Source organism: Streptomyces sp. NPDC127129 (genome assembly GCF_042671585.1).
Lineage (GTDB): Bacteria > Actinomycetota > Actinomycetes > Streptomycetales > Streptomycetaceae > Streptomyces.
Genome location: NZ_JBHXTV010000010.1, coordinates 11,014 through 35,757, shown reverse-complemented (window position 1 = coordinate 35,757; position 24,744 = coordinate 11,014). Strand labels below are relative to the sequence as shown.

Genomic DNA, 24,744 nt, shown 5'->3' with positions numbered 1-24,744 from the left:
GTGTCAACGGCCCACCGGGTGCACCGGATCACTCCGCGTCACGCGCCGGGGCTCAGCGCACCAGCAGATCGAGCAGCCTTTCGACCTCCGCCTCGGGATCGGCGGTCAGGCCGGTGTGCACCGGGCCCGGCTGGACCACGGTGGACCGGGGTGCGATCAGCCAGCGGAAGCGCCGGCCGGCGTCGTCACGCGCCGCCTGTCCGGCGTCCTCGCCGCCCAGGCAGACGCCCTCGACGGCGTGCAGCGCCGCCCGTACGCCGATGACGTCCGCGCCGGGGTCGAGCGCCCGGAGCTTGCTCTCGTCCAGGTGCGTGCGGGCGGCGACGTAGGACCGGGCACGGCAGTAGACCACCACGCCGGCGTTGAAGAACTCGCCGCGCTCCACGCGGGGCACCACGCGCAGCAGCGCGTACTCGAAGACGTCGCGGTCGGTCACGTGGTGCGGTCCTTCTCGACGGAGTGCGGCCGGGGGGCGAGGCGGTCGGCGAGCCAGCCGGGCGGTTGCGCGGGCCGGCGCTCGACGCGCGGACCGAGGGTGATGCGCTCGTGGATGGTCGCGGCACGCGGCAGCAGCGCGTCCACGTACGCCTGGCGCAGCGCGTCGGTGTCGTCGAACCCCGGCTCGTCGACGAGCCACTCGTCGGGGACGTCGGCGGCGACCTCCTCCAGGAGCTCCCGTGTGACCAGGGGCGCGAGCTCGGCCGCGGCGGAGGCGACGTCCGGCGAGAAGGGCGCGAGGGCGTGGTCGGAGGCGTCGTACGGCTTGGCGGCGGAAGCCTGGGCGCCGCGCCAGTTGTGGTGCCAGATCATGGTGGCGCCGTGGTCGATCAGCCAGAGGTCGCCGTGCCAGACGAGCATGTTGGGGTTGCGCCAGGACCGGTCGACGTTGTTGATCACCGCGTCGAACCAGACGACCTTCCCCGCCTCCTTCGGGTCCACCTCGTACGCCAGCGGGTCGAACCCCAGCGAGCCGGGCAGGTAGTCCATCCCGAGGTTGAGCCCGCCGCTCGCCTTGAGCAGCTCCTGGACCTCCTGGTCGGGCTCGGAGAGCCCGATCACGGGATCGAGCTGGATCCCGACCAGCTCCGGCACCCGCAGCCCGAGCCGCCGCGCGAGCTGCCCGCAGACGACCTCGGCGACCAGGGTCTTCCGCCCCTGTCCGGCCCCGGTGAACTTCATGACGTACGTTCCGAGGTCGTCGGCCTCGACGATCCCGGGGAGCGAGCCGCCCTCGCGCAGGGGCGTGACGTAGCGGGTCGCTGTCACTTCGGTAAGCATCGCCCCAGGTTATCGGGGACCGGGGATGTCGTTCAGACGGCGCCGTCACCGCGCATCAGGTTCTGGAACAGCTCGCCCTGCTCGATCGCGTCGTCCCGGAGTGGCGCCCACCTCCTCGGACACGCCCGCGAGCCAGGCGGCCGCGGCGTTCATGGCCTGCGCGGGCTCCTGCCCTTCCCGCGCCAGCCGGCCGCGGTCCAGACCGCTGACCGCCAGGGCCTCCAGGTCGTAGGCATCGCTGATCGGCCTGAGCTCGGCCCTGGAACCGGCCCGTCGGCCTCCACATCGGCCGACACATAGAACTCGGCTTTCGCCATGGTCTTTTCTCCTCGTCCCGCGCCGTTTGAGGACCGGAATCACTCGACGTGCTTCAGGACCACGTACCGACCTCGGTCGGGAACGTCCTGCACGCGGTCGAAGACCCAGGTCTCACCCCGGACGAGGAAGGTGTCCCCCGGCACCAGGTCGTAGTCCTGTTCCTCGTCGGCGACCACCATGAAGGACGCCAAAGGCGTTTTTCCTTACCGGACTTGAACATGCGCCAGAATGAATTCGATATCGCCGAACGGTGCGGGCACGCTGAGAGTGGGGCCGTTGCGGAGTGAACCCTTGGGCTTGCGGCGCGTACGGCCGGGGCTGCTGCCCGAGTTCACGGCGCGCGCAGTGACGCATTCACCCTCTCAGGCGGAGCGGGAGAACACCGCCACGTCGTAGCGTTCGAGGACCGGGCTCGGCGCGTCGCGTTCCTCCTCGCCGGCCGCCCTCTCCAAGTGGGCCAGGCCCTCGCGGAACTCCTCCGGCGTGAGGTGGGTGAATTTCGACTGCGGGGCGGTGGCCAGTCGTGCGTGGTACGCCCTCAGGCTTGCCGTCACCGGCTGGGCGAAGGACGTGACCTCCTCCAGCGCGAAGCCGGCGGCCGTGAAGTCGGCGACGACCTCCTCCTCGCCCGGGAAACGCCGCTCGTCGATCGCCCGGAGCCGGGGCCAGTGGTCATAGACCACCGCGTCCAGCCGTTCACGGAACGTCGTACGCACGATCACGTTCCCGCCGGCCCGTACGACGCGCGCCAGCTCCCGGGCCGCCCGCGCACGGTCCGGAATGTGGTGGATCACGCGCGAGAGCAGCGCCGCGTCGAAGGCGTCCGCGGGGGCCGGCACCGCCTCGGCCGCCCCGGACACGTACCGCACCGCGGGATGCGCGTGGTGGCGTCGCGCCTCGGCGAGCATCGCCTCGGAGGCGTCCACGGCCAGGACCGAGGAGCCCTCGATCCAGCGGGCCATCGCCGCCGAGAAGACGCCCGTCCCGGCGCCGATCTCGACGAGGGCGGGCGACGGGCTCCGTATGTGCGAGGCGATCAGCTCCACCCAGGCCCGCAGGGATGCTTCGGGCATCTCGTTGCCACGCTCGTACGCACCGGCCAGTCGCTCGTCGTCGTAGACACGGCTCATGGACCGGATCCTCGCGGAGGGACCGGGTCCGGACAAGAGCGTGCCGCCCGTTGGCGGCCCGGTCCTGGTCGGGCAGGCGTGGAGCCGGGGGCAACGGGCGGACCCGGTGCTTGCACCCGCACGGATGAGCGCCGTCCGTTCCTCGGCTCCGCCTGCGTCGCACGGACCGCCCGTCGTCGGACAGTGGGCGGATCATGCGTCAACCACTCCGAGCAGGGAGCCAGATGGGTAGCCCCCCGGTCCTCCGACGTCTCAGGACCCTCGCCGCCGTGGCGCTGGCCGCGGCGACCGTGCTGGCGCTTCCGGGCGCGGCCGCCTCGGCCGCGCAGGAAGCCGGCCCGGCGCACACTCGCGCCCGCACCGTCCCACCCCGCACCCTTGTCCCCATGAGCCCACCCCCCACCGTGAGCCAGACCGCCGCCCCCGCCTTCGACCCCGCGCCCGCACGCGCGAGCCTGGAGCGCCTGCTGTCCTCCCGGGCCCCGCAGTTCACCCTGGTGCCGGTCGCCAGGACCGCCTCCGGCGACCGGTTCTCCGTCTCCGGCGGCCCGGGCGCGATCCGGGTGCAGGGCACCTCCCCCGCCACGCTGCTCACCGGCGTCGGCTGGTACCTGGAGCATGTCGCCGGGGTCGACATCGGCTGGCCCGGCGACAGTCTCGGCAGGCTGCCCGCCAGGCTTCCCGCGGTCGACGGCGAGATCACGCGCACGGCGAGCGTGCCCCATCGCTACGCCCTGAACGACACCGACGAGGGCTACTCCGGTCCGTACCGCGACTTCGCCTCCTACCAGCGCGACATCGATCTGCTCGCACTGCACGGAGTGAACGAGGTCTTCGTACCGACAGGGGCGGAGTACACGTACTACCGCGCGCTCCAGGACTTCGGCTACAGCGAGGCGGAGTTGCGCGCGTGGATCCCGGCTCCGGCCCATCAGGGCTGGTGGCTGCTGCAGAACCTGTCGGGGTTCGCGGGTCCGGTCTCCCGGCAGCTCGTCGAGGCCCGTGCCACGCTGGGCCGGCGGATCGCGGACCGGCTGCGCTCCCTGGGGATGACACCCGTCCTGCCGGGGTTCTTCGGCACGGTCCCGCCGGGCTTCGCCGACCGCAACCCGGGGGCCGTCACGGTGCCGCAGGGCACCTGGCTCGGCTTCGCCCGCCCGGACTGGCTGGATCCGACGGGTCCGGTCTTCGACCGGCTCGCCGCCGCCTACTACCAGGTCCAGCGACGGAAGTTCGGCGACGCCGACATGTTCAAGATGGACCTGCTGCACGAGGGCGGCACCCCAGGAGCCGTGGACGTACCCGGCGCGGCGGGCACTGTCCAGCGCGCACTGGAGAGCGCACACCCCGGTGCCACCTGGGTGATGCTCGGCTGGCAGCGCAACCCCTCCCCGGCCGTCCTGAGCGGCGTGGACCGTGGCCGGGTGCTCATCGTCGACGGACTCTCGGACCGGTACGACAACCTGGACCGGGAGACGCAGTGGGGCGGGACACCGTACGCCTTCGGCACGATCCCCAACTTCGGCGGCCACACGGGCGTCGGCGCCAACACCGCCGCGTGGACCGACCGTTTCCACGCGTGGCTGGCCAAGCCCGGCAGCGCGCTGCGCGGCATCGCGTATCTGCCGGAGTCCACCGGCGCCAGCCCGGCGGCCTTCGAGCTGTTCACCGAACTGGCCTGGCAGCCGGGCCCGATCGACCGGACGGCCTGGTTCGCCTCGTACGCGTCCCGCCGGTACGGCGGTGAGGATCCGCACGCGGCCGCGGCGTGGGAGCAGCTGCGCCTCGGCCCCTACGGCATGCCCTCGGGCGGCTGGAGCGAGCCGCAGGACAGCCTGTTCACGGCGCGGCCCAGCCTGACGGCGACCCGCGCGGCGCGCTGGAGTCCGACGGCGATGCGCTACGACGCGACGAGAGTGGAGCGTGCGCTCGCGGAGCTGCTCCAGGTGGCTCCGGAGCTGCGGACGACGGACGCGTACCGCTTCGATCTCGTCGACGTCGCCCGCCAGGCACTGACCAACCGGAGCCGGGTGCTGCTCCCCCGGATCAGGACGGCGTACGAGACGAGGGATCTGGCGGCCTTCCGCGGGCTGGTCGAGGAGTGGAAGGCGGACGAGGAGCTGCTCGGCCGGCTGGTCGGCTCCGATCCGCGCTTCCTGGTCGGGCGGTGGCTCGCCGCCGCGCGGTCCTGGGGAGCGGACGGCGCGGAGCGCGACAAGCTGGAGTACGACGCCCGCTCGATCCTGACCACCTGGGGCGGCCGTGTGCAGAGCGAGAGCGGCCTGCGCGACTACGCCAACCGTGAGTGGTCGGGGCTGATCGAGGATCTGTACGCCCCGCGCTGGGCGGCGTACTTCGCGCAGCTCGACCGCGCCCTGGTGGACGGTACGGCTCCGGCCGCCGTCGACTGGTTCGCGGTGGACGACGCCTGGGCGCGCGGTCACGCCTCCTATCCCACCCGTCCGGAGGGCGATCCAGTGGCGCTGGCGGGCGAGGTCCTGTCAGCCCTCCGTGCTCGTGAGTAGTGGGTTCCCGAGCCGGTTCGTAGCGGGTCCGAGCGGGTTCACGAGCGGGTTCCGTAGCGGGTTCGTAGCGGGTTGAACCTTTCGGCGCTCCCGCTCGTACTCACTCCTACCAAGTGATCGCGTCGGTGTGATCGGAACGCAAGGGGAGTGCGATGAGTGGAGTAGCACGTCGGACGGTCGTCTCGGCGGCGGGCGGTATGGGTCTGGTGGCCGCGCTCACCGCCTGCGGCGCCTCGGACAGTTCGTCGTCGGGCGGCGGCTCGGGTGACGCCCCGAAGGAGGCGGGGTCGCCGCTCGCGAAGACCGCGGACATCCCGGTGGGCGGCGGCAAGGTCATCGACGGTCAGGGCGTGGTGATCACCCAGCCGAAGGCGGGCGAGTTCAAGGCCTTCTCCTCGAAGTGCACCCACCAGGGCTGCGCCGTCAGCGGGGTCGCCGACGGGGTCATCACCTGCCCGTGCCACCAGAGCTTGTTCGACGCCTCGGACGGCACCGTGAAGGGCGGCCCGGCGACCAGCCCGCTGCCGCCGACGCCGATCAAGGTGGACGGGGACTCGATTACGCTCGCGTGACGCGCCGCGGGCTCTTCCAGCAGCGCAGCACCTCCTCGGTGGTGGTGACGGTGGAGACGAGCGCGAGCGTGTGACGGATCATCGCGGGGGTGTAGTCGGCCGGCACCCCCGCGATGGCGTCACCGGGCACGACCACGGTGTAGCCGAGGTTGACCGCGTCGAAGACGGCGTTGGGGATCGCCACGTTGGCCGAGACTCCGGTGACGACGAGGGTGCGGCAGCCGAGGTTGCGCAGCAGCGGGTCGACGTCGGTCCCGGCGACGGGCGAAAGCCCGTGCAGCCGTCGTACGACGATGTCCTGGTCGGCGACCTCGATGGGTGCGGCGATCCGTACCGCCGCGCTGCCGCGATGCTGCTGCACGGGAAGCCGGGCGGCGGCGCGGAAGAGCCGGGCGTTGCTGTTGGCGCCGCGCCCGTCAGGCCTGCGCTCGGCGACGGCGTGCATCACCTGCACGTCGGCCTCGTGGGCGGCCGCGACGAGCCGGGCGACGTTGGCCAGCGCGCCCGACGCGCGCGCGGCCGTGGCGAGTTCGGGCAGGGCGCTCTCCTCGCCGACCACGCCCTGCTGGCACTCGACGGTGAGCAGCACCGTGCCGGACGGTTCGAGGTGTTCCTGGAGCTGCTCCCACTGTGACGCGCTGGTCATGGTCTCCCCTGTCCGCATCGCCCTGCCGTACTCCGGGCGGGCGAGGCTAGCCACCCTTGCCCCAGGAGGGAAGAGCCTCCATGATTTCTGACATTCCATCAGACTTTTGGAAAGGGGCGGGCGATGGCCGTCGCGCAGCGCCGTGGACGCCGGATCATGATGACCCCGGCCGAGCTTGACACCTTCCTCACCGAGCAGCGCACCTGCCGGGTCGCGACCGTCTCCGCGGACGGCCGTCCTCATGTCGGCGCGCTCTGGTTCGTCTGGGACGGGACCTCGCTCTGGCTCTACTCCCTCACCCGCAGCCGCCGTTGGGCGGAGCTGCGCGGCGACCCGCGCATCGCGGTGGTCGTCGACGACGGCGAGGAGTACGGGGAGCTGCGCGGCGCGGAACTCTCGGGCACCGCGGTCTTCGTCGGCGAGGCGCCGCGCACCGGGGAGCCGTGCCCTGAACTCGACGTGCCGGAACGCCTCTTCGCCGCCAAGAACTTCGGCATGGACTCGATGCCGCACGACGGCCGGCACGCCTGGCTGAAGCTGACCCCGGACGCGGTCGCGTCCTGGGACTTCCGCAAGATCTAGGGCCTGTCGCGAAGGCGGCGCGCGGCAGGCGGAGCGTTCGCGACACGCCCTGGCCGCCGCGGACGACACCGGCGCGCGCAGAACGCACAAGATGCGCGAGGCGCGCGCCGGAGCACGCCCCCGGCCTCCCTTCAGCTGCTCAACGGCGCCCCGATCTCCCGCAGCGCCTCGACCGCCGCCCTGATGGACGGCCGGCGGTCGGCGTCGCTGCGCCAGGTCGCGTAGATGTGCCGCTTCACCTTCTGCCGTACGGGCAGCAGCACCACCCCGTCGGGGGCCGGGCCGCGACCGAGCCGCGGAGTGACGCACACTCCCAGCCCGGCGGCGATCAGCGCGAGCTGCGTGTGGTGCTCCCCGGCGAGATGGGCGATGCGCGGCTCCATGCCCTGTGACCGCAGGGTGAACATCAGCCAGTCGTGGCAGAACTCGCCTTCGGGCCAGGAGACCCAGTCCTCGTCGCCGAAGTCGACGAGATCCACCTCGTCCCGTGCGGCCAGCGGATGGCCGGCGGGCACGGCGACGTCGGCCGCGTCGTCGAGCAGGTGGGCGCGCTCGAGGCCGCCCGGCACCGGGGCCTTCTTGTTGCTCCAGTCCAGGACGATCGCGAGGTCGGCATCGCCCCGCAGCACCTCGCGGATGCCGCGCTCCGGCTCCAGCTCGGTGGTCCTCACCCGGAGGTCGGGATGGGCGGTGCGCAGCGCGGCGAGGGCTCCGGGCAGCAGCCCGCGCGCCGCCGTCGGGAAGGCCGCGATCCGCACCTCGCCGACGACCTGACCGCGCTGAGCCTCGATGTCCGACTGGGCGAGCTCCACCTGCGAGAGGATGCGCGCCGCGTGCTGGGCGAGCAGCAGGCCGGCGTCGGTGAGGCGTACGCCCCGTCCGTTCTTGGCGAGCAGCTGCTGGCCGATCTCCCGCTCCAGCTTGGACAGCTGCTGCGACACGGCCGAGGTGGTGACATGCAGGCCGTCGGCCGCTCCGCTGACCGATCCGTGCCGGGCGACGGCGTCCAGGGTCCGGAGGCGCTCCAGGTTCAACATGTAAGCAATCCTAAGCGAAGACCTTCATCTATTCTCGCTTGTTCTAACAGATGGGAGCGGTCACTCTGGGGGCATGAGCACCGCGACCTCTCCCACCGCCCACGGCCCACGTCTGGTCGACTGGCGGATCCGCTTCGGCGTACTGGCCCTGATCTGGGGCTTCAGCTTTCTCTTCATCAAGGTCGGTACGGAGGGGTTCGCGCCGTTCCAGGTGACCTTCGGCCGGCTGCTGTTCGGCACGGCGGTGCTGGCCGTGGTGATGGCGATCAAGCGGGAGCGGCTGCCGCGGGGGCGGCGCACATGGCTCCATCTGACGGTGGCCGCGTTCCTGCTGAACGCGCTGCCGTTCTCCCTCTTCTCGTACGCCGAGCTGACCATCCCCTCCACGCTGGCGGGGATCTGCAACGCCACGACACCCCTGTGGGGCATGGTGCTCTCCCTGGTCGCCCTCTCCGAGGACCGGCCGACGCGGGTGCGCGCGGCGGGTCTCGGCATCGGCTTCGTCGGGGTCCTGACGGTGCTCGGCGCCTGGCAGGGCTTCTCCGGGCTCGACGTCACGGGCACGGCGCTGGCGCTGCTGGCCTCCTTCAGCTACGCGGTCGGCTGGATCTACGTGCGCCGCACCCTGGCCGGCAACGGGGCGTCGAACCTCTCGCTCGCGGGCACCCAGGTCGGTATCGCGACGCTGCAACTGGCGGTGGTGACGCCGGTGTTCACCTCGCTCCCCTCGTCGGTCGAGGTCGTCCCGCTGCTCGCCGTGATCGCGTTGGGCGCGCTGGGCACGGGGTACGCGATGCTGCTGCAGTACGGACTCGTGGCCGAGGTCGGCCCCACGACGGCGGCGATGGTCACGTACTTCATCCCGGTGATCGCCACGGCGGCGGGCGTCGCCGTCCTGGGCGAACACCTCGGCTGGAACACGCCGGTCGGCGCCGCCGTCGTCCTCGCGGGTGCGGCCCTGACCCAGCGCCGAGGTCCGTCGAGGAAGCCGCGGACCACGATCCGGGCGACGGCGTCACCGAGCACGCCGCCACCCGCCGTCCCGCACGACGCCCACCCGGCCACCGTCCCGTCGGGCACCCACCCGGCTGCCATCCCGTCGGGCACCCGCCCGGCCGCGGCCACGGCGGTCGCATCACCGACCGCCGGCGTCCCGCAGGACAACGCTCCGGGCGCCTGACCGGCCGCGCCTCCGGCGCCCGGGAGGGAGCCGCCGGCCCCCGCCCGGCCCGGGGGCCCGGCGCCCGCCCGGCCGCCGCCCGGCCCCCGCCAGGGGCCCGAGCGGGCCCGAGCGGCATCCCCTCCACCGCAGACACGCAGTCCTCAGCCGTAGCTCCGCGCCGGCGCCGGGCCCGACGCGATGGCCAGCGCGTCGGCCAGAGGTTCGATGTCCCGTGGCGTCAGGTCGGAGACCGTGACCCGGACGGCCGGGCCCGCCGTCAGCCGGAAGCGGGCTCCGGGGGCGACCGCCCAGCCCGCGCCCAGGAGCCGGGTCACCGCACCCGTCTCGTCGGAGACCGGCACCCAGACGTTCATCCCGCTCCGCCCGTGCGCCTCGACGCCGCGCCGCTCCAGGGCCCGTACGAGCGCGTCGCGCCGCTCCGCGTACGAGGCGGCGACGGCCGCGGGGTCCACGGCCCCCGTCGCCCACAGGTGCGCGACGGTGTGCTGGAGGAGTCGGCTGACCCAGCCGGGCCCGAGCCGCTGGCGTCCGAGGACCCGGTCGACGGTCTCGGCGTCGCCGGTCAGCGACGCGATCCGCAGGTCGGGGCCGTACGCCTTGGCCACGGAGCGTACGAAGGCCCAGTGGCGGGTCACGCCGGCCAGCGGGTGCAGCGGCAGGTCGACGATGCCGTGACCGTGGTCGTCCTCGACGAGCAGCACGTCCGGGTGCCCGGCCAGGACGCGGCGCAGGGCGGCCGCCCGGTCCGCGCCGACGGCCGCGCCGGTCGGGTTCTGCGCGCGGTCGGTGATGATCACCGCTCGTACGCCGTCCCGCAGCGCTCCCGCCACCGCCGCCGGGAGCGGCCCCTCGTCGTCGACGGCGATCGGCACCGGCCGCAGCCCGAGCGCCGGTACGAGGTCGAGCAGGCTGCCCCACCCCGGGTCCTCGACGGCGACGGCGTCTCCGGCCCTGAGGTGGACCGCGAGCACGCGCTCGATCGCGTCGAGCGACCCCGAGGTGACGGCGACCGGCCCGTCGGGGACCCCGTCCGCGTCCAGCGCCGCGCGGGCGAGCCGCGCGAACCCCTCGTCGACGGGGGCCTCCCCATACATGCCGGGACGCTCGGCCGCCCGCCGGGCCGCCTCGGCGAGCGCCGCGCCGAGCGACGGGAGCAGGCGGGGGTCGGGGTTGCCTCTGCTGACGTCCCGCACCCCGGCCGGAGCGTCCACCTGGATCGAGCCGCGGGCCGTCGTGGCGGGCCTCGGCCGTACCCGGCTGCCGCGCCGCCCGTCCGTCTCGATGACCCCGCGCTCCCGCAGGGTCCGGTACGCGGCCGCGACCGTGTTCGGGTTCACCCCGAGCATGAGCGCCAACTCACGCATGGACGGCAGCAGTTGACCCGGTTCCAGGGCTCCCGCACCGACCCCGCGTTCGACGCTGGCGGCAATCTCCGATGCGCGACGACCTTCGATCCGATACTCTCCTAGCACAAACAACATTATGCACTAGTGCAATGGAGAACGCAATGACGGATTCCTACGAGCCGACCGAGCGGACCATCCCCACCCGCTCCCGCAACCGAGCTTCGTACGACCGCGCTCTGGTGCACTCGATACTCGACGAGGCGTACGTCTGCCACCTCGGCTTCGTCCGCGACGGCGCCCCGGTCGTGCTGCCGACCCTCTACGGCCGGATCGGCGACCGGCTCTACGTCCACGGCTCCACCGGCTCGCGCCCGCTGCGCATGGCGGGAAGCCCGGGCGGCGAGGCCCCCGGACTGCCCGTCTGCCTCACCGTGACCCACGTCGACGGCCTGGTCCTCGCCAAGTCGGCGTTCCACCACTCGATCAACTACCGCTCGGTCGTGGTCCACGGCACCGCCCACCAGGTCACCGACCCCGAGGAGCTGCGCACCGCGCTCGACGCGCTGGTCGACCACGTCGTCCCGGGCCGCGCCGACGACTCCCGCCGGGCCGACGCCAAGGAGCTGGCCGCGACCGCCGTCATCCGTCTCGACCTGGACGAGGTCTCCGCGAAGGTCCGTACGGGCGGCCCGAACGACGAGCCGGAGGACGCGTCCCTCCCCCACTGGTCCGGTGTGGTCCCCGTACGCAGGACCTACGGCACCCCGGTTCCGGCGGAGGACCTCGATCCGTCCGTCGCCCTGCCCGACTACCTCGCCGCCGTCTGAGGTGCCGCCATGCTGATCCATCCCTGGGACGCCGCCCACGACTCCGCCGAGTGGCGCGACTGGCTCACCCGCCACGACTTCGGGCAGCTCGCCGTCAACGGACCGGCGGGCGAGCCGCCGTGGGTGCAGCCGATGCACTTCCGGTACGACTCCGAGCCCGGCCCGCACGGGCAGGTGCTCGCCCACCTCGCCCGCCCCAACCCGATCTGGCCCGCCCTGGAGGCGAACCCGACGGTCCTGCTGAGCGTGGTCGACGACTACGCCTTCGTCCCCGGCCCGTGGGCGGCCCCGGAGGGAGGCCCGCCCGAGAGCGGGACTCCCACCTCCTTCTACGCCGCCGTCCAACTGCGCTGCACGGCGCACGTGGTGGACGACCCGGCCGAGAAGGCCAGGCTCCTCGACCGTCAGGTCGCCCACTTCCAGCCCGCGGGCGGCACCGCCCCGGTCACGGCCGGCGAGGCCCCCTTCGGGCGCCTGCTGTCGGGCCTTCGGGTGCTGCGCCTCGACGTGACCGAGGTCCGGGCGAAGTTCAAGTACGCGAACCACAAGCCGGAACCGGTCCAGGACCGCATCGTGGAGGGCCTGACGACCCGGGCGGGCCGAGGAGACCGGGAGGCGGCGACGCACCAGCTGCGCCGCCGAGGGGCGCAGCCCCTGCGGCCAGCGAGCAGGTCCTAGGCCACCGCCTCCCGACGCCGGGCCGTCGCCGTGCGGGCCTCCGCGAGGGCGAGCCCCGTGACCGCCACGAGCAGCAGCAGCGTGCCCACCACGGTCGCGGCGGTCAGCTCCTCGCCCAGGACCGTCACCGCGATCACCGCCGCGCTCACCGGTTCGAGCAGCATGATCACGGAGACGGTCGCCGCGCGCACCACCGCCGCCCCGGCGAAGTAGAGCGCGTAGGCGAGCGCGGTCGGCACCGCCGCCACGTACACCAGCAGTCCGAGCACCTCCAGGGGCTGCCCGGTGTGCGGGAAGAGGCCTTCCGCCGCGGCCATCGGCAGCAGCCCGGCCGCGCCGACGGCGAAGGCCCAGGTGGTCGTCGACAGGGCGTCCGAGCCGCCTCCGTCGCGGCCGAGCCACCGGGTGAGCAGGGTGATCGCCGCGTATCCGGCCGCCGAGAGCACGGCGAGCGCCACGCCCAGCGGCCGCACCTCGCCGTTCTCGCCGCCGAGCACCAGCACGGCCAGCCCGGCCAGCGCCCCGCCGACGGCGGCGGCGCCACCGCCACCGAGGCGTTCGCCCATGGTGAGCCGCGCGCCGAGCGCGATCATGACGGGGCCCGCGCCGAGGGTGACGACGGTGCCGACGGCGAGCCCGGTGGCCTCGACCGCCGCGAAGTACGCGCTCTGGAAGACGGTCAGCCCGATGCCCGTACCGAGGATGCGGATCAGCCCGCGCCGGCGCGGTTCCACCGTTGCCGGGGCGGCGGCTCTGCGAGACCGGGCCCGCAGGGCCAGGGCTGCGAGCAGCAGCACGAGGCCGCCGACGCAGCGCCAGAAGGAGAGCGCCAGCGGTCCCATGTCGCTGACCCGGAAGATCAGCGAGGCCGCGGCGCCGGCGGTGCCCCAGGCGACTCCGGCGACGATCAGATAGAGCAGACTCCGCCCGACGGCAGGCAGGACGGCCGCGGACGTGGAGGAGGAATTCGACACGTGCTTCTCCGTGTGAAGACGGGGTGGTGTGGTCGCTCGGCTCCGCACGCGGGCAGCGACGGACCGCTCGGGGACTGCCCGAGCCCGGTCTTCGTCAGGGAGAGTGCCGCCCGCGCCTAGGCGGCGGGAGGCGGAAGGACGGTCGAATGCATGATCGGCACCTTACGGGGCCGTCCGCCGGGCCGACAACTCGTCTTCTCGGGCCTCGGGCTCCGCCCCGGCCTCGGAGCCGGCGTGAGACCCGGCCACGGGCTCGGCCCCGGCCCCGGACCCAGCCTCGGACCCGGACCCGGCCTCGGACCCGGCCACCGGATCGACCGGCGCCGCCTTCGGCGTGGACGACTGGGCGATGAACGCGCCGACGAGGACCACCGCGCCGCCGATGATCTGCGGCGCCGCCAGGTGTTCGCCGAGCAGCACCCACGCCAGGACGGTCGCGACCACGGCCTCCAGGCACGCGACGACTCCCGCCACCTGCGGCGACAGCCGGCGCACCGAGATGACCCCGGTGACGTACGCGAGGACGGTGGCGATCAGCACGATCCAGCCGATGAGCAGCCAGGCGGGTGCCTCGGTGCCGTTCATGTCGGCGGTTCCGCCGAGGACCGACCACTCCATGCCCCACGGCCGCGCGACGACGGTGAGGGCGAGTGCGCCGAAGAGGAGGCCGTACGCGATGACGCCCAGCGGGTCGGCCGGGTCGGACTCGTCGCCCCCCTGGTCGGAGAGGACGAAGTAGCCGACCTGGCAGCAGGCCGCGCCGAGCGCGAGCAGGAGTCCCAGGAGGTCGAAGCTGAGTCCGGACCAGACCTGGACGACACAGGCGAGGCCGCCGACGGCGAGGACGACGCCGAGCGCGGCGGCGCGGGTGACCGGCCGGCGCTGGACGAAGCGGACCCAGCCGAGGACGAGGGCCGGGGCGAGGTACTCGACGAGCAGTGCGACGCCGACCGGGATCCGGGAGATCGAGGCGAAGTAGAAGGCCTGGACACCGGCGACGGCGAGCAGGCCGAAGCCCGCGAGGAGGGCGGGCTTGCGGCGCAGGAGGTCGCGGTGGCGCCAGGCCACCGGCAGCATGACGAGGGCGGCGCCGGCCACCCGGAGCCACACCACATGGAGCGGGCCGAGCCCCGCCTCGATGAGCGGCTTCGCCGCCACACCTGAACCACCGAATGCGAAGGCCGACGCCAGGGCGAGTCCCAGGCCGGCGCTTCTCCCCTGAGACGCGTGCATCGGGCCATCATGACAGGACGACGTCAGGAGCGTCACCCCTGTCACACCTGTTGAGACAGCTCCCCGATCCGGTCGGTCAGAGCGAGCGGATCGACGCCCGCCCGGCGCAGCACCTCGACGGCCCGGCTCTCCGGGTCGGAGGCGATGACGGCGAGGAGATCGAGGCCGCGGGCCCGCTGGTCTCCGCGCCGTTCGGCCCGCTCCCACGCGCCGTCCATCGCGGCTGCCGCCGCGGGCGACCAGCCGGCCGCCGCCTCCGGATCCCGTACGGCGTTCAGGGTGCCGGAGTCCTCGACGGAGCCGCGCCACCGCAGGCCGTAGCCGATCGAGCGCTGGACGAGATAGCCGAGCACACGCGCGAGCTGAGGCGGGCCGCCCTCGAAGGCCGCACCCACCTCGGGGTCGGACTCGATGAGGGAGTGGAGCAGGTGAGCGGTGTCGATCTGCCGGTCGCCGTCGCGCAGGGCCCTGCGGCGGGCGCTCGCCACGACCGTCGCCAGTTCGGCGGTGAATCGGCCGAGCTGGATTTCGGGGCGGCGGGCTGGGGGCTGCTGAGGCACGCGAGGGACAGGACTTTGCACTCTCCCACCTCATCAGCCTCCGGAGGCCGGAGCATCCCCGGCGAGAAGCATGTTCGCATCCCACCGGAGTTGGGCACACGCGACCGGTTCCTCCTCCTTCAGGAGGAGATTGCGCGCGTTTCCCGCCCGAGGGGCGCGCGCCGCCTTGCATTGCGCCCCGAATGCAACCACGGCACCCTTCCGTTCCGTCTCCAGGACATGCTCTGGATGGTCGCCCTGCTCGCGCTCGACGGGCGGCAGTACGTCTATCGCGTGTACGCACCGCGCGAGGCGCTGCCGGCCGATCTCTTCTGGGCCGCGTTCCACTGCCACGACGAGGGCGGCGGGCCACGGGCCTCGGACTGGTTCGACGCGGCGCAGATCTGGTGGATCGGCGACGTCGAAGAACTGACGGTTCATCAGTATTGAATGTTCACGGTCGCCCGGCTACGTTCCGCGACACCAGAGTCGGACGGAACGCGTGAAGGGGTGGTCTCATGGCCGAAGTCAGCGCGGAGGCACGGATCGAGGCGCCGGCCGAGAAGGTCTGGGCGCAGCTGACGGACTTCTCCTCGTACGGCGAGTGGAACGCCACCCACACCAACTTCCCGAACGGCGGTCCCGCCTCCCTGGAGACGGGCGCCACGTTCGCGGAGAACATGAAGCTGATGGGCTTCCCCGCCGAGGTGACCTGGACCGTGGAGGAGCTGGCGACGGCCCGGGTGCTGGCGATCCGGGGCAAGGGCCCGATGGGGGTCGTCGTCGGGACGCGGTACTCGCTGGCGGCGGAAGGGGACGTCACCACGGTCCGGATCGACGGCGAGTTCACGGGCGCGGCCGTCTCCCTGATGGCGGGCAAGCTGAAGGACTCGGCGACCGCCGCGCTGAACGAGTCCCTCCGCAAACTGGCCGGCCTGGTGGCCTGAGCCTCCCCACCGCCGAACACCCCGAACACCCCGAACACCCCGAACACCCCGGGCGGCACGCCCGGCGACGACGCGAAGGGCCCCGCGACGACCGTCGCGGGGCCCTTCGGGCTTCCGGGCACTCAGTGCTCGTCGGCCAGAATCAGGTAGAGCTTCTTGCGGGCTTCGTTGATGACCGCGACCGCCTTCTGCCGCTGCTCGGCACTGCCGGTCTTCCAGACCTGGCCGAACGCCTCCATCAGACCGAAGCCGGCCTGCCGGATCTCGTTGACGGCTTCCCAGTCGACTCCGCGACCGGCCTCCTCCCAGGGGGCCTCCGGCCCCGACTCGGCCTCGGTCCGGCCGGCGTCGGTGAGCGTGAACAGCTTCTTGCCGCCCTCGCTCTGACTGGTGATCAGACCCTCGTCCTCGAGGAGCTGCAGGGTCGGGTAGACCGAGCCGGGGCTGGGCTTCCACGCCCCGCCGCTGCGCTCGCCGATCTCCTGGATCATCTCGTAACCGTGCATCGGCCGGTCCTTCAGCAGCGTGAGGATCGAGGCGCGCACATCTCCGCGCCGCGCCCGTCCCCGGCCGCCGCCTCCGCGACCACGGCCGCCCCCGAAGGGGCCTCCGCCCCACGGTCCGCCGCCGAAGCCCGGCCCGAACTGCCCGAAGGCGGCGCGCCGCCCTTCGAAGTCACCGCGCGGGCCTCCGCGACCACGAGGGCCGGGTCCGCAGTCTCCATGTCCGTGTTCGTGTCCATGTGAACGCATCGCAACGCTCCTTCCATCGGGTACATCGTCGAACTGTCGCGATGCCTCAACGATATATCGGAACTGTTCGTTTGCCAACACCCGAACGGTCCAGTCGTCCGTGATTGGCCTTGGCCTGCGGCTTTGCCGCCCCGATACGGTCCGTTCCATGCGGATCCGAATCGTCGACGCGTTCACCGACCGCCCCTTCTCCGGCAACCCGGCGGGCGTCCTCCTCCTCGACTCCTTCCCCGACGACCACTGGCTCCAGAAGGTGGCCGCCGAGGTCAACCTCTCCGAGACGGCCTTCGCCCACCCGCTCCCGCCGGGCGGCGAGGCCGACTGGGCCCTGCGCTGGTTCACGCCGGCCACCGAGGTCGACATGTGCGGCCATGCCACGCTCGCCACCGCCCACGTCCTGCACACCACGGGTGCCGCGACGGGGACCGTCCGCTTCGCCGCCCGCTGCGGCATCCTCACCGCCACGGCGGCGCCAGACGGCACCGTCACCATGGACTTCCCGACCTCGTCACTGACCCCCGTGCCGGCCCCCGACGGCCTGGAGAAGGCCCTGGGTGCGGAGATCGTCTCCGTCCACGTCACCGCCGCCCACGTCGGCGACCTCCTCGTCGAGCTCCGCGACGAGGCCGCCGTCCGCGCCCTGACGCCGGACCTCGCGGCCCTCGCGGCCCTCTCCCGCCGCGGAGTGATCGCCACCGCCGCGGCCGAAGACCCCGACGGGGGCTACGACTTCGTCTCCCGCGGCTTCTTCCCCCGCGTCGGCATCGACGAGGACCCGGTCACCGGCAGCGCGCACACCGCGCTCGCCCCCTTCTGGTCCGCGCGCTTCGGCCGCGACGAGCTCACCGGTCTTCAGGGCGGCGCGCGCACGGGGACCGTCCGCACCCGGCTCCGCGGCGACCGCACCCTCCTGACGGGCCACGCGGTCACCGTCGTCGACGGCGAGCTGAACGCCTGAGCATCCGCTCCGACCAGCGAGAAGAGGGGCGTACGGCCGTCGCCGTACGCCCCTCTCCGTCTCGCCGTCTCGCCGTCTCTCCGCCCCTCCGCCCCTCCGCCTACACGGTGGGCAGCCAGTCCACCCTCCCGGCCAGCAGGCCGTACCCGACGAAGGCCACGATGTCGAGCAGCGCGTGCGCCACGACCAGCGGGCCCACCCGCCCCCAGCGGCGGTAGAGGTAGACGAAGACGACGCCCATCACGACGTTCCCGACGAAGCCGCCGATGCCCTGGTAGAGGTGGTACGAGCCGCGGAGCACCGAACTCGCCACCAGCGCCGCCGTCGGCGACCACCCCAACTGCCCGAGCCTGCGCAGCAGATAGCCGACGACGATGACCTCCTCCAGTACGGAGTTCTGGATCGCCGACAGGATGAGCACCGGGTACTTCCACCAGACGTCCGGCAGCGACTCGGGTACCACGGTCAGGTTGAACCCGGCCCCCCGCGCCCCCAGGTAGAAGGCCAGTCCGGCGCTTCCGATCACCGCCGCGACCAGCGCGCCCCGGCCGAGGTCCGGCCAGGGGCGCGTCCGGTCGAAGCCGATGGCGCGCATTCCCGAGCCCTCGCGCAGCAGCAGATGGGCGACGAGCACCACCGGCACGAGCGCCGAGGCGATCCCGAACAGCTGCCAGGCCAGGTCGAGCCAGGGGCGCCCGGGCGCGTACGAACTGTTGAGCCTCGCCGCCTGCTCCTCCAGCCCACCGGGCTTGGTCAGCGAGCCGGTGAAGCTGATCAGCGACGACAGTGCGCTGGCGCCGAGCGACAGCGCCAGGACGATCAGCGTCTCGGACCTCAGGATCCGGCGCGGCAGGCCGTCGGGCGGAAGGGCAGCGGGTACCACTCGTTGATCCGACACCACACCTGTTCTCCACTTCCCCATCGCGTTCCGGGTACGGAGATCATGCGTGACGGGCCGGGCCGCGCGCCATTCCGGTGGCTGTCCGATGGCTGTCCGGTGGCTAGTCGATCCCCACGGGCCATCGGTGCACCGGCTCGCCGCCGTGCATCAGCTCGGCGTACCGGCGCGTGGTGGCCGCCAGCGCCGCGTCTCGGCCGAGGCCGGATTCCAGCGCCTTGTGGAAGGTGTCGGCCTGCCAGGAGGCACCGTTGACCCGCCCCCGGCAGCGCTGCTCGATCACGCCGAGGTAGAAGTCCCGGTCCGCCGGTTCGACGTGCCAGGAGTCGAGCCCGGCCGCGGCCAGCGGCAGGAGCTCGTCGAGGACGAGGCGTACCGCCGGGACGGTCGCCACCCCGCCGGAGCGGCCCTGCCGCGGCCAGCGGAGCTCCGCCTCGATGCCGTGCCGGCAGGCGGTGTCGAAGTTCGCGGCGGCGTCCTCGAAGGGCAGCCGCTTCCAGATCGGCCGGGTGTCCTCGGCCAGCGCCCGTACCAGTCCGTAGTAGAAGGCCGCGTTGGCGACGACGTCGGTGACCGTCGGACCGGCCGGCAGCACCCGGTTCTCCACGCGCAGGTGCGGAACGCCGTCGACCCAGCCGTAGACCGGCCGGTTCCAGCGGTAGACCGTGCCGTTGTGCAGCACGAGCTCCTGCAGCCGCGGCACTCCGCCCTGGTCGAGGACGAGGAGCGGGTCCTCCTCGTCGCAGATCGGCAGCAGGGAGGGGAAGTACCGCAGGTTCTCCTCGAAGAGGTCGTAGACGGAGTCCACCCACCGCTCCCCGAACCAGGTCCTCGGCCGCACCCCCTGCGCCTGGAGCTCGGGCGGACGGGTGTCCGTGGCCTGGGTGAAGAGCGGGGGCCTGGACTCGCGCCACAGCTCCCGGCCGAAGAGGAACGGGGAGTTGGCGCCGACCGCGATCTGGACCGCCGCCACGGCCTGGGCCGCGTTCCACACGGCGGCGAACCGGGCGGGCGTGACCTGGAGGTGCAGCTGTACGGAGGTGCAGGCCGCTTCCGGCACGATCGACGTGGCCGTGCAGGTGAGCGCCTCGACACCGTGGATGTCGAGCGTGAAGTCCTCGCCGCGGGCGGCGACGATCTGGTCGTTGAGCAGGGTGTACCGGTCGACGGTCGAGATGTTCTCGGAGACGAGGTCGTCCTGCGCGAGCGTGGGCAGAATTCCGATCATGAGCACGCCCGCGTCGAGTTCACGGGCCTTGCGGTCGGCATATCCGAGACCGGTCGTGAGTTCCTCCGCGAGCCGGTCGAAAACTCGGCCTCCGAGTCGGTGCGGAGCTATGTTCACTTCGAGGTTGAACATTCCCAGCTCCGTCTGGAAATCCGTGCTGGCGATCCGCTCGAGGACCGCGCCATTCACCATCCTCGGCATGCCGTCGGCGCCGGCCAGATTGAGTTCGATCTCCAGGCCCATCAGATTGCGCGGCCGGTCGAACCGCTTCTCCGCCAGGAGCCTCGCCAGCCCCGCCAGGCACTGTTGGAGCTTCCTGCGGTATCTCTGCCGATCGGACAGGTCGAACCCGTCTGCCACGACCTTCTCCCCCATGGAAGCTTCCCTCCCGATCGGGCGGCCACGGCGACGGCCGCGCGTGTCACGGACGATGATGCCCACCCGATTGATCCATAACGCCTGCGGACCGCCTTCGTTGAACGATAGGCTGAGGCACGCAATCGCCCGGCACCTCCCGAGGGCAACGGCAAAGGACATATTCCGCTGCCATATTCATCGAAAGCATGGGGTCGATATCCGGCCGTCCGCATCGGTGAAGTCCTCGCAGGCCGACGACCTGCACGCGCCGCAAATACGATGAATCGCCTCCGCGTTAAGGCCGGATGACGCCTTGTCGGCAATATCGGCGACCGCTAGAGGAAACAACGCGTGAACACGTCTCGTATAAACTCCGCGAACGAGGCAGAGTGTTGGCGCCCGGCCATGGCTTCATGGCCCCCTCGGCCCGGCAGCCCACAGCGCCGTCGTACCTGCCCACGCGTCACCGTGTCTCCTGAGTGAGAGGCGACCCATCATGCTCCGACCTTCCCCGGCCCCCGCGCCTGCCCTGCGCAGTGTCCTCGCGGCCCTCGGCTCCCCCGCCGCCGTCAGCGAGGCGCGAACTCCCGCTCTGCGAGCGGCCCCTGGGCCACTGAGCCCCGAGGCCCCCCTGCCCCTCCACGTCCTCGACGTACGGGACCAGGTCGTCCCGTCGGGGCAGGCACCGCATACGCGACTGGCCGGCTGGCGCTTCCTGATCCGGGGCACCGACCGGGCGGTGGCCGCCGCCGACACCATGCTCACCCCCGACGGCTGGTCCTTCTCGCACTTCTTCGAGGGTCCGTACGTCGCGGCGACCGAACGCGCCCTGCTCCAGGCCGAGTCGCTGCCCACGGTGTACCAGCCGCGGCTGCTCTCCGTACCCGAGCTGTACATGCTGACGCTCTGGCTGCACGGCGACACGGATGCCGACGGGGCGACGGCCTCGCCCGACCCGGCGGATCTGCTCGTCCCGCTCGCCCCGGCACCACCCGGCATCGCGGCCCACCGGCCGCACCGGGTCGCCGACCTGCTGCCCGTCCTCACCCTGCGACTGGCTCCCCCACCGCTGTTCGGCACCCCGGCGCCGGCCTGAACCACCTCTGCCGAGATACGTCACGCCCCGCGGCCCCGACCGGGCCGCGGGGCGTCCTGGTGTCCGAACGACCCTCTCGAACACCCCGCCCCGGACGGACTAGCCCACTGGGGCTACCTCGAACCACCCGAAGAGACCGCCCAGTTGCGTTGAACCGCCCGCGCGGGTGATACGTCTTCATGCAGTAGGAAGAGCTGCCGTGAAATACCTGCGGATCGCCTTCCGTAGCGGAACACTGGACCAACCGAACCGACAACGGGGGGCGGCCATGAGCACCGCATCGAGCCGCAGGACGACAGAGACCACGACGCAGCGAAAGAACCCAGCCATGTGCCAGCACCAACCTGCCTGTCCCACCGCCGACTCCGCCGACCGGGAGGCGGCCCGTCTGACGGCGCACCACCCGGAGCAGGGCTGGAGCCTGCTGTGCAACGGGGTCCTGCTCTTCGAGGACACCGGTGAACTGCTGCCGGACGGCCAGATCATCGCCCCGCACCGCCCGCTGACGGCGGGCCGGGTGACGACCGCCGCCTGACACCGGGCCACGTCGGGCACGACACGTACGAGGGAAGACGCAAGGGCCGGCCCGGAGAGAACTCTCCGAACCGGCCCTGACTCATGTCCGCGCCGTGCGTGCTACTGGTCGTACTCGTCCAGCGGAGGGCAGGAGCAGACGAGGTTGCGGTCGCCGAACGCACCGTCGATGCGGCGGACCGGCGGCCAGTACTTGTCCGCGGCCGAGACACCAGCCGGGAAGACGGCCTCGTCACGGGTGTACGGGTGGTTCCACTCGCCGCCCAGCGCGGCGGCCGTGTGCGGGGCGTTCGCGAGCGGGTTGTCCCCGGCCGGCCACTCGCCCGACGCGACCTTCTCGATCTCGCCGCGGATGGCGATCATCGTGTCGCAGAAGCGGTCGAGCTCGGTCAGGTCCTCGGACTCGGTCGGCTCGATCATCAGGGTGCCGGCCACCGGGAACGACATCGTCGGCGCGTGGAAGCCGTAGTCGATCAGGCGCTTGGCGATGTCGTCGACGCTGACACCGGTCGCCTTGGAGAGCGGGCGCAGGTCCACGATGCACTCGTGGGCGACCAGCCCGGCCGGACCGGTGTAGAGCACCGGGTAGTGCGGCTCCAGGCGCTTGGCGATGTAGTTCGCCGCGAGGACGGCCACCTGCGTGGCGCGCTTGAGGCCCTCGCCGCCCATCAGGCGCACGTACGACCAGGAGATCGGCAGGATGCCCGCGGAGCCCCACGGAGCGGCCGAGATCGGGCCGACGCCCGTCTCCGGACCCGCGGTCGGCTGAAGCGGGTGGTTCGGGAGGTACGGCGCGAGGTGCGCGCGCACACCGACCGGGCCGACGCCGGGGCCGCCGCCCCCGTGCGGGATGCAGAAGGTCTTGTGCAGGTTCAGGTGCGAGACGTCGCCACCGAACTTGCCCGGCTTGGCCAGACCCACCAGCGCGTTGAGGTTGGCGCCGTCGACGTACACCTGACCGCCGGCCTCGTGCACCTCGGCGCAGATGTCGGCGACGTGCTCCTCGAACACACCGTGCGTGGACGGGTAGGTGATCATCAGCACGGACAGCTCGTCGCGGTACTGCTCGATCTTGGCGCGCAGGTCCGCGACATCGACCTCGCCGTCGTCGGCGGTCCTGACGACGACGACCTTCATGCCGGCCATCACCGCGGAGGCGGCGTTGGTGCCGTGCGCGGAGGACGGGATGAGGCAGACGGTGCGCTGCTCGTCACCGTTGGCGCGGTGGTAGGCGCGGACGGCCAGCAGACCGGCCAGCTCGCCCTGCGAACCGGCGTTGGGCTGGATCGACACCTTGTCGTAGCCGGTGACCTCGGCGAGACGCTCCTCGAGCTCGGTGATGAGCGTGAGGTAGCCCTGCGCCTGCTCGACCGGGGCGAAGGGGTGGATCTGGCCGAACTCCGGCCAGGTCACGGGCTCCATCTCGGTGGTCGCGTTCAGCTTCATGGTGCACGAGCCGAGCGGGATCATGCCGCGGTCGAGCGCGTAGTCGCGGTCGGCGAGCTTGCGCAGGTAGCGCAGCATCGACGTCTCGGAGCGGTGCGCGTGGAAGACCGGGTGGGTGAGGTACGTGTCGGAGCGGAGCACCCCGGCGGGCAGCGCGTCCTCGGTGGCGGCGTCCAGGGCCTCGATGTCGGCGGCGACGCCGAAGGCGCTCCACACGGCGTCGAGCTGGGCGCGGCCGGTGGTCTCGTCGCAGGAGACCGAGACGTGGTCGGCGTCGACGAGGTACAGGTTGACGCCGGCCTCGCGGGCGGCGGCGACGGCCTCGGCGGCCTTGCCGGCCACGCGGACGGTGACGGTGTCGAAGAAGCTGCCGTGGACGACGTCGACGCCACCGGCCTTCAGGCCCGCGGCGAGGATGGCCGCGTACCGGTGCGTCCGCTGCGCGATGCCCTTGAGGCCGTCGGGGCCGTGGTAGACGGCGTACATGCCGGCCATGACGGCGAGCAGCACCTGCGCGGTGCAGATGTTGCTGGTGGCCTTCTCACGGCGGATGTGCTGCTCGCGGGTCTGCAGCGCCAGTCGGTACGCCCTGTTGCCGTCGGCGTCGACGGAGACGCCGACGAGGCGGCCGGGCAGCGAGCGGGCGTGCTTGTCCTGGACGGCCATGTAGCCGGCGTGCGGGCCGCCGAAGCCCATCGGGACGCCGAAGCGCTGGGTGGTGCCGACGGCGATGTCCGCGCCGAGCGCACCGGGCGAGGTGAGCAGGGTCAGCGCGAGGAGGTCGGCGGCGACGGTGACGATCGCGCCGAGCTCGTGGGCCGCGTCGATGAGCGGCTTGATGTCGCGCACGGCACCGGAGGCGCCGGGGTACTGGAGGAGCACGCCGAAGACGCCGCGCTCGGCGATGTCGGCGGGGATGCCCTCGGACAGGTCCGCGACGACGACCTCGACGCCGGTCGGCTCGGCGCGCGTCTCGATGACCGCGATGGTCTGCGGCAGGGTGTCGGCGTCGATGAGGAAGACACCGTTCTTGACCTTGCCGACACGGCGGGAGAGCGCCATGGCCTCGGCCGCCGCGGTGCCCTCGTCGAGGAGGGAGGCGCCGGAGGTGGGCAGACCGGTGAGGTCGGCGACCATCGTCTGGAAGTTGAGGAGCGCCTCCAGGCGGCCCTGCGAGATCTCCGGCTGGTAGGGCGTGTACGCCGTGTACCAGGCCGGGTTCTCCATGACGTTGCGGAGGATCACCGGCGGGGTGAAGGTGCCGTAGTAGCCCAGGCCGATCATCGGGGCGAGGACCTGGTTGCGGTCGGCGAGCTCACGCAGCTCCGCGAGGACCTCGGCCTCGGTGCGGGCGGCGGGCAGACCGAGCGCCTCGGCGTTCTTGATCACGTCCGGCACGGCGGCGGCCGTGAGTTCGTCGAGGGAGCCGTAGCCGACCTGCGCGAGCATCTTGGCCCGTGCTTCGGCGTCGGGCCCGATGTGCCGCTGCTCGAACGGAATGCCCTGTTCGAGCTCGGAGAGCGGAATGCGGTGGGCGGTCATGTACGGAGGCCTCCTGGTCGTCACGACCTGCGAGGGGCACCACGGCGCGGGTACCCGGACGGCCTCCCCCTCTGTCATCTCAACCTGAGAGCTTCACCGGCATGCCGAAGGGGCGCGC

The 24,744-nt window shown here is 72.4% G+C and carries 25 protein-coding genes; 11 read left to right on the top strand and 14 right to left on the bottom strand.

The window, feature by feature from the left end; all coding sequences use genetic code 11:
• Positions 1–52: 52 nt before the first annotated feature.
• From ACFVGW_RS20095 to ACFVGW_RS20080, 4 genes are all read right to left on the bottom strand, one after another.
• Positions 53–436 carry a DUF3037 domain-containing protein gene (locus tag ACFVGW_RS20095; RefSeq protein WP_352189503.1) on the bottom strand — a complete coding sequence of 128 codons (384 nt, stop codon included), beginning with the start codon at positions 434–436 and terminating at the stop codon, positions 53–55.
• A complete protein-coding gene (locus ACFVGW_RS20090; RefSeq protein ID WP_383226797.1) occupies positions 433–1,278 on the bottom strand; it encodes a HipA family kinase in 846 nt (281 codons plus the stop codon). Before ACFVGW_RS20090 ends, ACFVGW_RS20095 begins: the two co-directional genes overlap by 4 nt.
• A gap of 356 nt (positions 1,279–1,634) precedes the next feature.
• The gene (locus ACFVGW_RS20085) at positions 1,635–1,787 is read right to left on the bottom strand and encodes a DUF6406 domain-containing protein (protein WP_385852928.1); all 153 of its coding nucleotides are present in this window, start codon (positions 1,785–1,787) and stop codon (positions 1,635–1,637) included.
• Positions 1,788–1,958: 171 nt separating this feature from the next.
• On the bottom strand, positions 1,959–2,726 hold the full coding sequence (locus ACFVGW_RS20080) for a class I SAM-dependent methyltransferase (RefSeq protein ID WP_385852927.1): 768 nt from the start codon (positions 2,724–2,726) through the stop codon (positions 1,959–1,961).
• Positions 2,727–2,950: 224 nt separating this feature from the next.
• Here ACFVGW_RS20080 and ACFVGW_RS20075 point away from each other — a divergent pair, with 224 nt between their 5' ends.
• Both ACFVGW_RS20075 and ACFVGW_RS20070 read left to right on the top strand, forming a co-directional pair.
• Positions 2,951–5,251, top strand: a complete 2,301-nt coding sequence (locus tag ACFVGW_RS20075; protein WP_385852926.1) for an alpha-N-acetylglucosaminidase — start codon at positions 2,951–2,953, stop codon at positions 5,249–5,251.
• Positions 5,252–5,403: 152 nt separating this feature from the next.
• Positions 5,404–5,823: a Rieske (2Fe-2S) protein gene (locus ACFVGW_RS20070; protein WP_383226782.1), complete on the top strand. Its 420-nt coding sequence runs from the start codon at positions 5,404–5,406 to the stop codon at positions 5,821–5,823.
• Here ACFVGW_RS20070 and ACFVGW_RS20065 read toward each other — a convergent pair.
• A complete protein-coding gene (locus ACFVGW_RS20065) occupies positions 5,810–6,469 on the bottom strand; it encodes a cysteine hydrolase (RefSeq protein WP_383226779.1) in 660 nt (219 codons plus the stop codon). The genes ACFVGW_RS20070 and ACFVGW_RS20065 overlap by 14 nt on opposite strands.
• 123 nt (positions 6,470–6,592) lie before the next feature.
• On the opposite strand from ACFVGW_RS20065, the gene ACFVGW_RS20060 reads away from it, so the two are divergent.
• Positions 6,593–7,051, top strand: coding sequence for a pyridoxamine 5'-phosphate oxidase family protein (locus tag ACFVGW_RS20060; protein WP_352189509.1), 459 nt, complete (start codon positions 6,593–6,595; stop codon positions 7,049–7,051).
• A 131-nt stretch (positions 7,052–7,182) separates the two neighbouring features.
• On the opposite strand, the gene ACFVGW_RS20055 is transcribed toward ACFVGW_RS20060, so the two are convergent.
• Positions 7,183–8,088: a LysR family transcriptional regulator gene (locus tag ACFVGW_RS20055; protein WP_385852925.1), complete on the bottom strand. Its 906-nt coding sequence runs from the start codon at positions 8,086–8,088 to the stop codon at positions 7,183–7,185.
• Between the two features lie 73 nt (positions 8,089–8,161).
• Between ACFVGW_RS20055 and ACFVGW_RS20050 the strand changes: the two genes are divergently transcribed.
• A complete protein-coding gene (locus ACFVGW_RS20050) occupies positions 8,162–9,268 on the top strand; it encodes a DMT family transporter (protein WP_385852924.1) in 1,107 nt (368 codons plus the stop codon).
• 143 nt (positions 9,269–9,411) lie between these two features.
• Here ACFVGW_RS20050 and ACFVGW_RS20045 read toward each other — a convergent pair whose 3' ends face one another.
• Positions 9,412–10,743: an aminotransferase class I/II-fold pyridoxal phosphate-dependent enzyme gene (locus ACFVGW_RS20045; protein WP_385852923.1), complete on the bottom strand. Its 1,332-nt coding sequence runs from the start codon at positions 10,741–10,743 to the stop codon at positions 9,412–9,414.
• A gap of 35 nt (positions 10,744–10,778) precedes the next feature.
• Between ACFVGW_RS20045 and ACFVGW_RS20040 the strand changes: the two genes are divergently transcribed.
• Together ACFVGW_RS20040 and ACFVGW_RS20035 are read left to right on the top strand one after the other, a co-directional pair.
• Positions 10,779–11,444 carry a pyridoxamine 5'-phosphate oxidase family protein gene (locus ACFVGW_RS20040; protein ID WP_383226767.1) on the top strand — a complete coding sequence of 222 codons (666 nt, stop codon included), beginning with the start codon at positions 10,779–10,781 and terminating at the stop codon, positions 11,442–11,444.
• Positions 11,445–11,453: 9 nt separating this feature from the next.
• Positions 11,454–12,122, top strand: a complete 669-nt coding sequence (locus ACFVGW_RS20035) for an FMN-binding negative transcriptional regulator (protein WP_385852922.1) — start codon at positions 11,454–11,456, stop codon at positions 12,120–12,122.
• On the opposite strand, the gene ACFVGW_RS20030 is transcribed toward ACFVGW_RS20035, so the two are convergent.
• From ACFVGW_RS20030 to ACFVGW_RS20020, 3 genes are all read right to left on the bottom strand, one after another.
• Positions 12,119–13,096, bottom strand: a complete 978-nt coding sequence (locus ACFVGW_RS20030) for a DMT family transporter (protein ID WP_385852921.1) — start codon at positions 13,094–13,096, stop codon at positions 12,119–12,121. The genes ACFVGW_RS20035 and ACFVGW_RS20030 overlap by 4 nt on opposite strands.
• A 162-nt stretch (positions 13,097–13,258) precedes the next feature.
• On the bottom strand, positions 13,259–14,329 hold the full coding sequence (locus ACFVGW_RS20025; RefSeq protein ID WP_385852920.1) for an EamA family transporter: 1,071 nt from the start codon (positions 14,327–14,329) through the stop codon (positions 13,259–13,261).
• A 41-nt stretch (positions 14,330–14,370) separates the two neighbouring features.
• On the bottom strand, positions 14,371–14,910 hold the full coding sequence (locus tag ACFVGW_RS20020) for a Clp protease N-terminal domain-containing protein (RefSeq protein WP_383296363.1): 540 nt from the start codon (positions 14,908–14,910) through the stop codon (positions 14,371–14,373).
• A 198-nt stretch (positions 14,911–15,108) separates the two neighbouring features.
• Between ACFVGW_RS20020 and ACFVGW_RS20015 the strand changes: the two genes are divergently transcribed.
• Positions 15,109–15,318 carry a hypothetical protein gene (locus tag ACFVGW_RS20015; RefSeq protein ID WP_385853117.1) on the top strand — a complete coding sequence of 70 codons (210 nt, stop codon included), beginning with the start codon at positions 15,109–15,111 and terminating at the stop codon, positions 15,316–15,318.
• A gap of 68 nt (positions 15,319–15,386) precedes the next feature.
• A complete protein-coding gene (locus ACFVGW_RS20010) occupies positions 15,387–15,815 on the top strand; it encodes an SRPBCC family protein (RefSeq protein WP_383572507.1) in 429 nt (142 codons plus the stop codon).
• Between the two features lie 122 nt (positions 15,816–15,937).
• Here ACFVGW_RS20010 and ACFVGW_RS20005 read toward each other — a convergent pair whose 3' ends face one another.
• Entirely contained in the window at positions 15,938–16,567 is a 630-nt protein-coding gene (locus ACFVGW_RS20005; protein WP_383229461.1) for a PadR family transcriptional regulator, read from the bottom strand.
• Between the two features lie 148 nt (positions 16,568–16,715).
• Here ACFVGW_RS20005 and ACFVGW_RS20000 point away from each other — a divergent pair, with 148 nt between their 5' ends.
• Entirely contained in the window at positions 16,716–17,525 is an 810-nt protein-coding gene (locus ACFVGW_RS20000; RefSeq protein WP_385852919.1) for a PhzF family phenazine biosynthesis protein, read from the top strand.
• A 100-nt stretch (positions 17,526–17,625) separates the two neighbouring features.
• On the opposite strand, the gene ACFVGW_RS19995 is transcribed toward ACFVGW_RS20000, so the two are convergent.
• Both ACFVGW_RS19995 and ACFVGW_RS19990 read right to left on the bottom strand, forming a co-directional pair.
• Positions 17,626–18,447 (bottom strand): CPBP family intramembrane glutamic endopeptidase, encoded by an 822-nt coding sequence (locus ACFVGW_RS19995; RefSeq protein WP_383309000.1) that lies wholly within the window; start codon positions 18,445–18,447, stop codon positions 17,626–17,628.
• Positions 18,448–18,526: 79 nt separating this feature from the next.
• The gene (locus tag ACFVGW_RS19990; protein WP_385852918.1) at positions 18,527–20,026 is read right to left on the bottom strand and encodes a glutamate-cysteine ligase family protein; all 1,500 of its coding nucleotides are present in this window, start codon (positions 20,024–20,026) and stop codon (positions 18,527–18,529) included.
• 478 nt (positions 20,027–20,504) lie between these two features.
• On the opposite strand from ACFVGW_RS19990, the gene ACFVGW_RS19985 reads away from it, so the two are divergent.
• Together ACFVGW_RS19985 and ACFVGW_RS19980 are read left to right on the top strand one after the other, a co-directional pair.
• Complete coding sequence (locus ACFVGW_RS19985; protein ID WP_383296353.1) at positions 20,505–21,104, top strand: hypothetical protein; 600 nt, start codon at positions 20,505–20,507, stop codon at positions 21,102–21,104.
• 328 nt (positions 21,105–21,432) lie between these two features.
• Positions 21,433–21,639, top strand: a complete 207-nt coding sequence (locus ACFVGW_RS19980; RefSeq protein ID WP_053648929.1) for a DUF5999 family protein — start codon at positions 21,433–21,435, stop codon at positions 21,637–21,639.
• 101 nt (positions 21,640–21,740) lie between these two features.
• Here the strand turns inward: ACFVGW_RS19980 and gcvP are convergent, their stop codons facing one another.
• A complete protein-coding gene (gene gcvP, locus ACFVGW_RS19975; RefSeq protein ID WP_385852917.1) occupies positions 21,741–24,626 on the bottom strand; it encodes an aminomethyl-transferring glycine dehydrogenase in 2,886 nt (961 codons plus the stop codon).
• Positions 24,627–24,744: the final 118 nt, after the last annotated feature.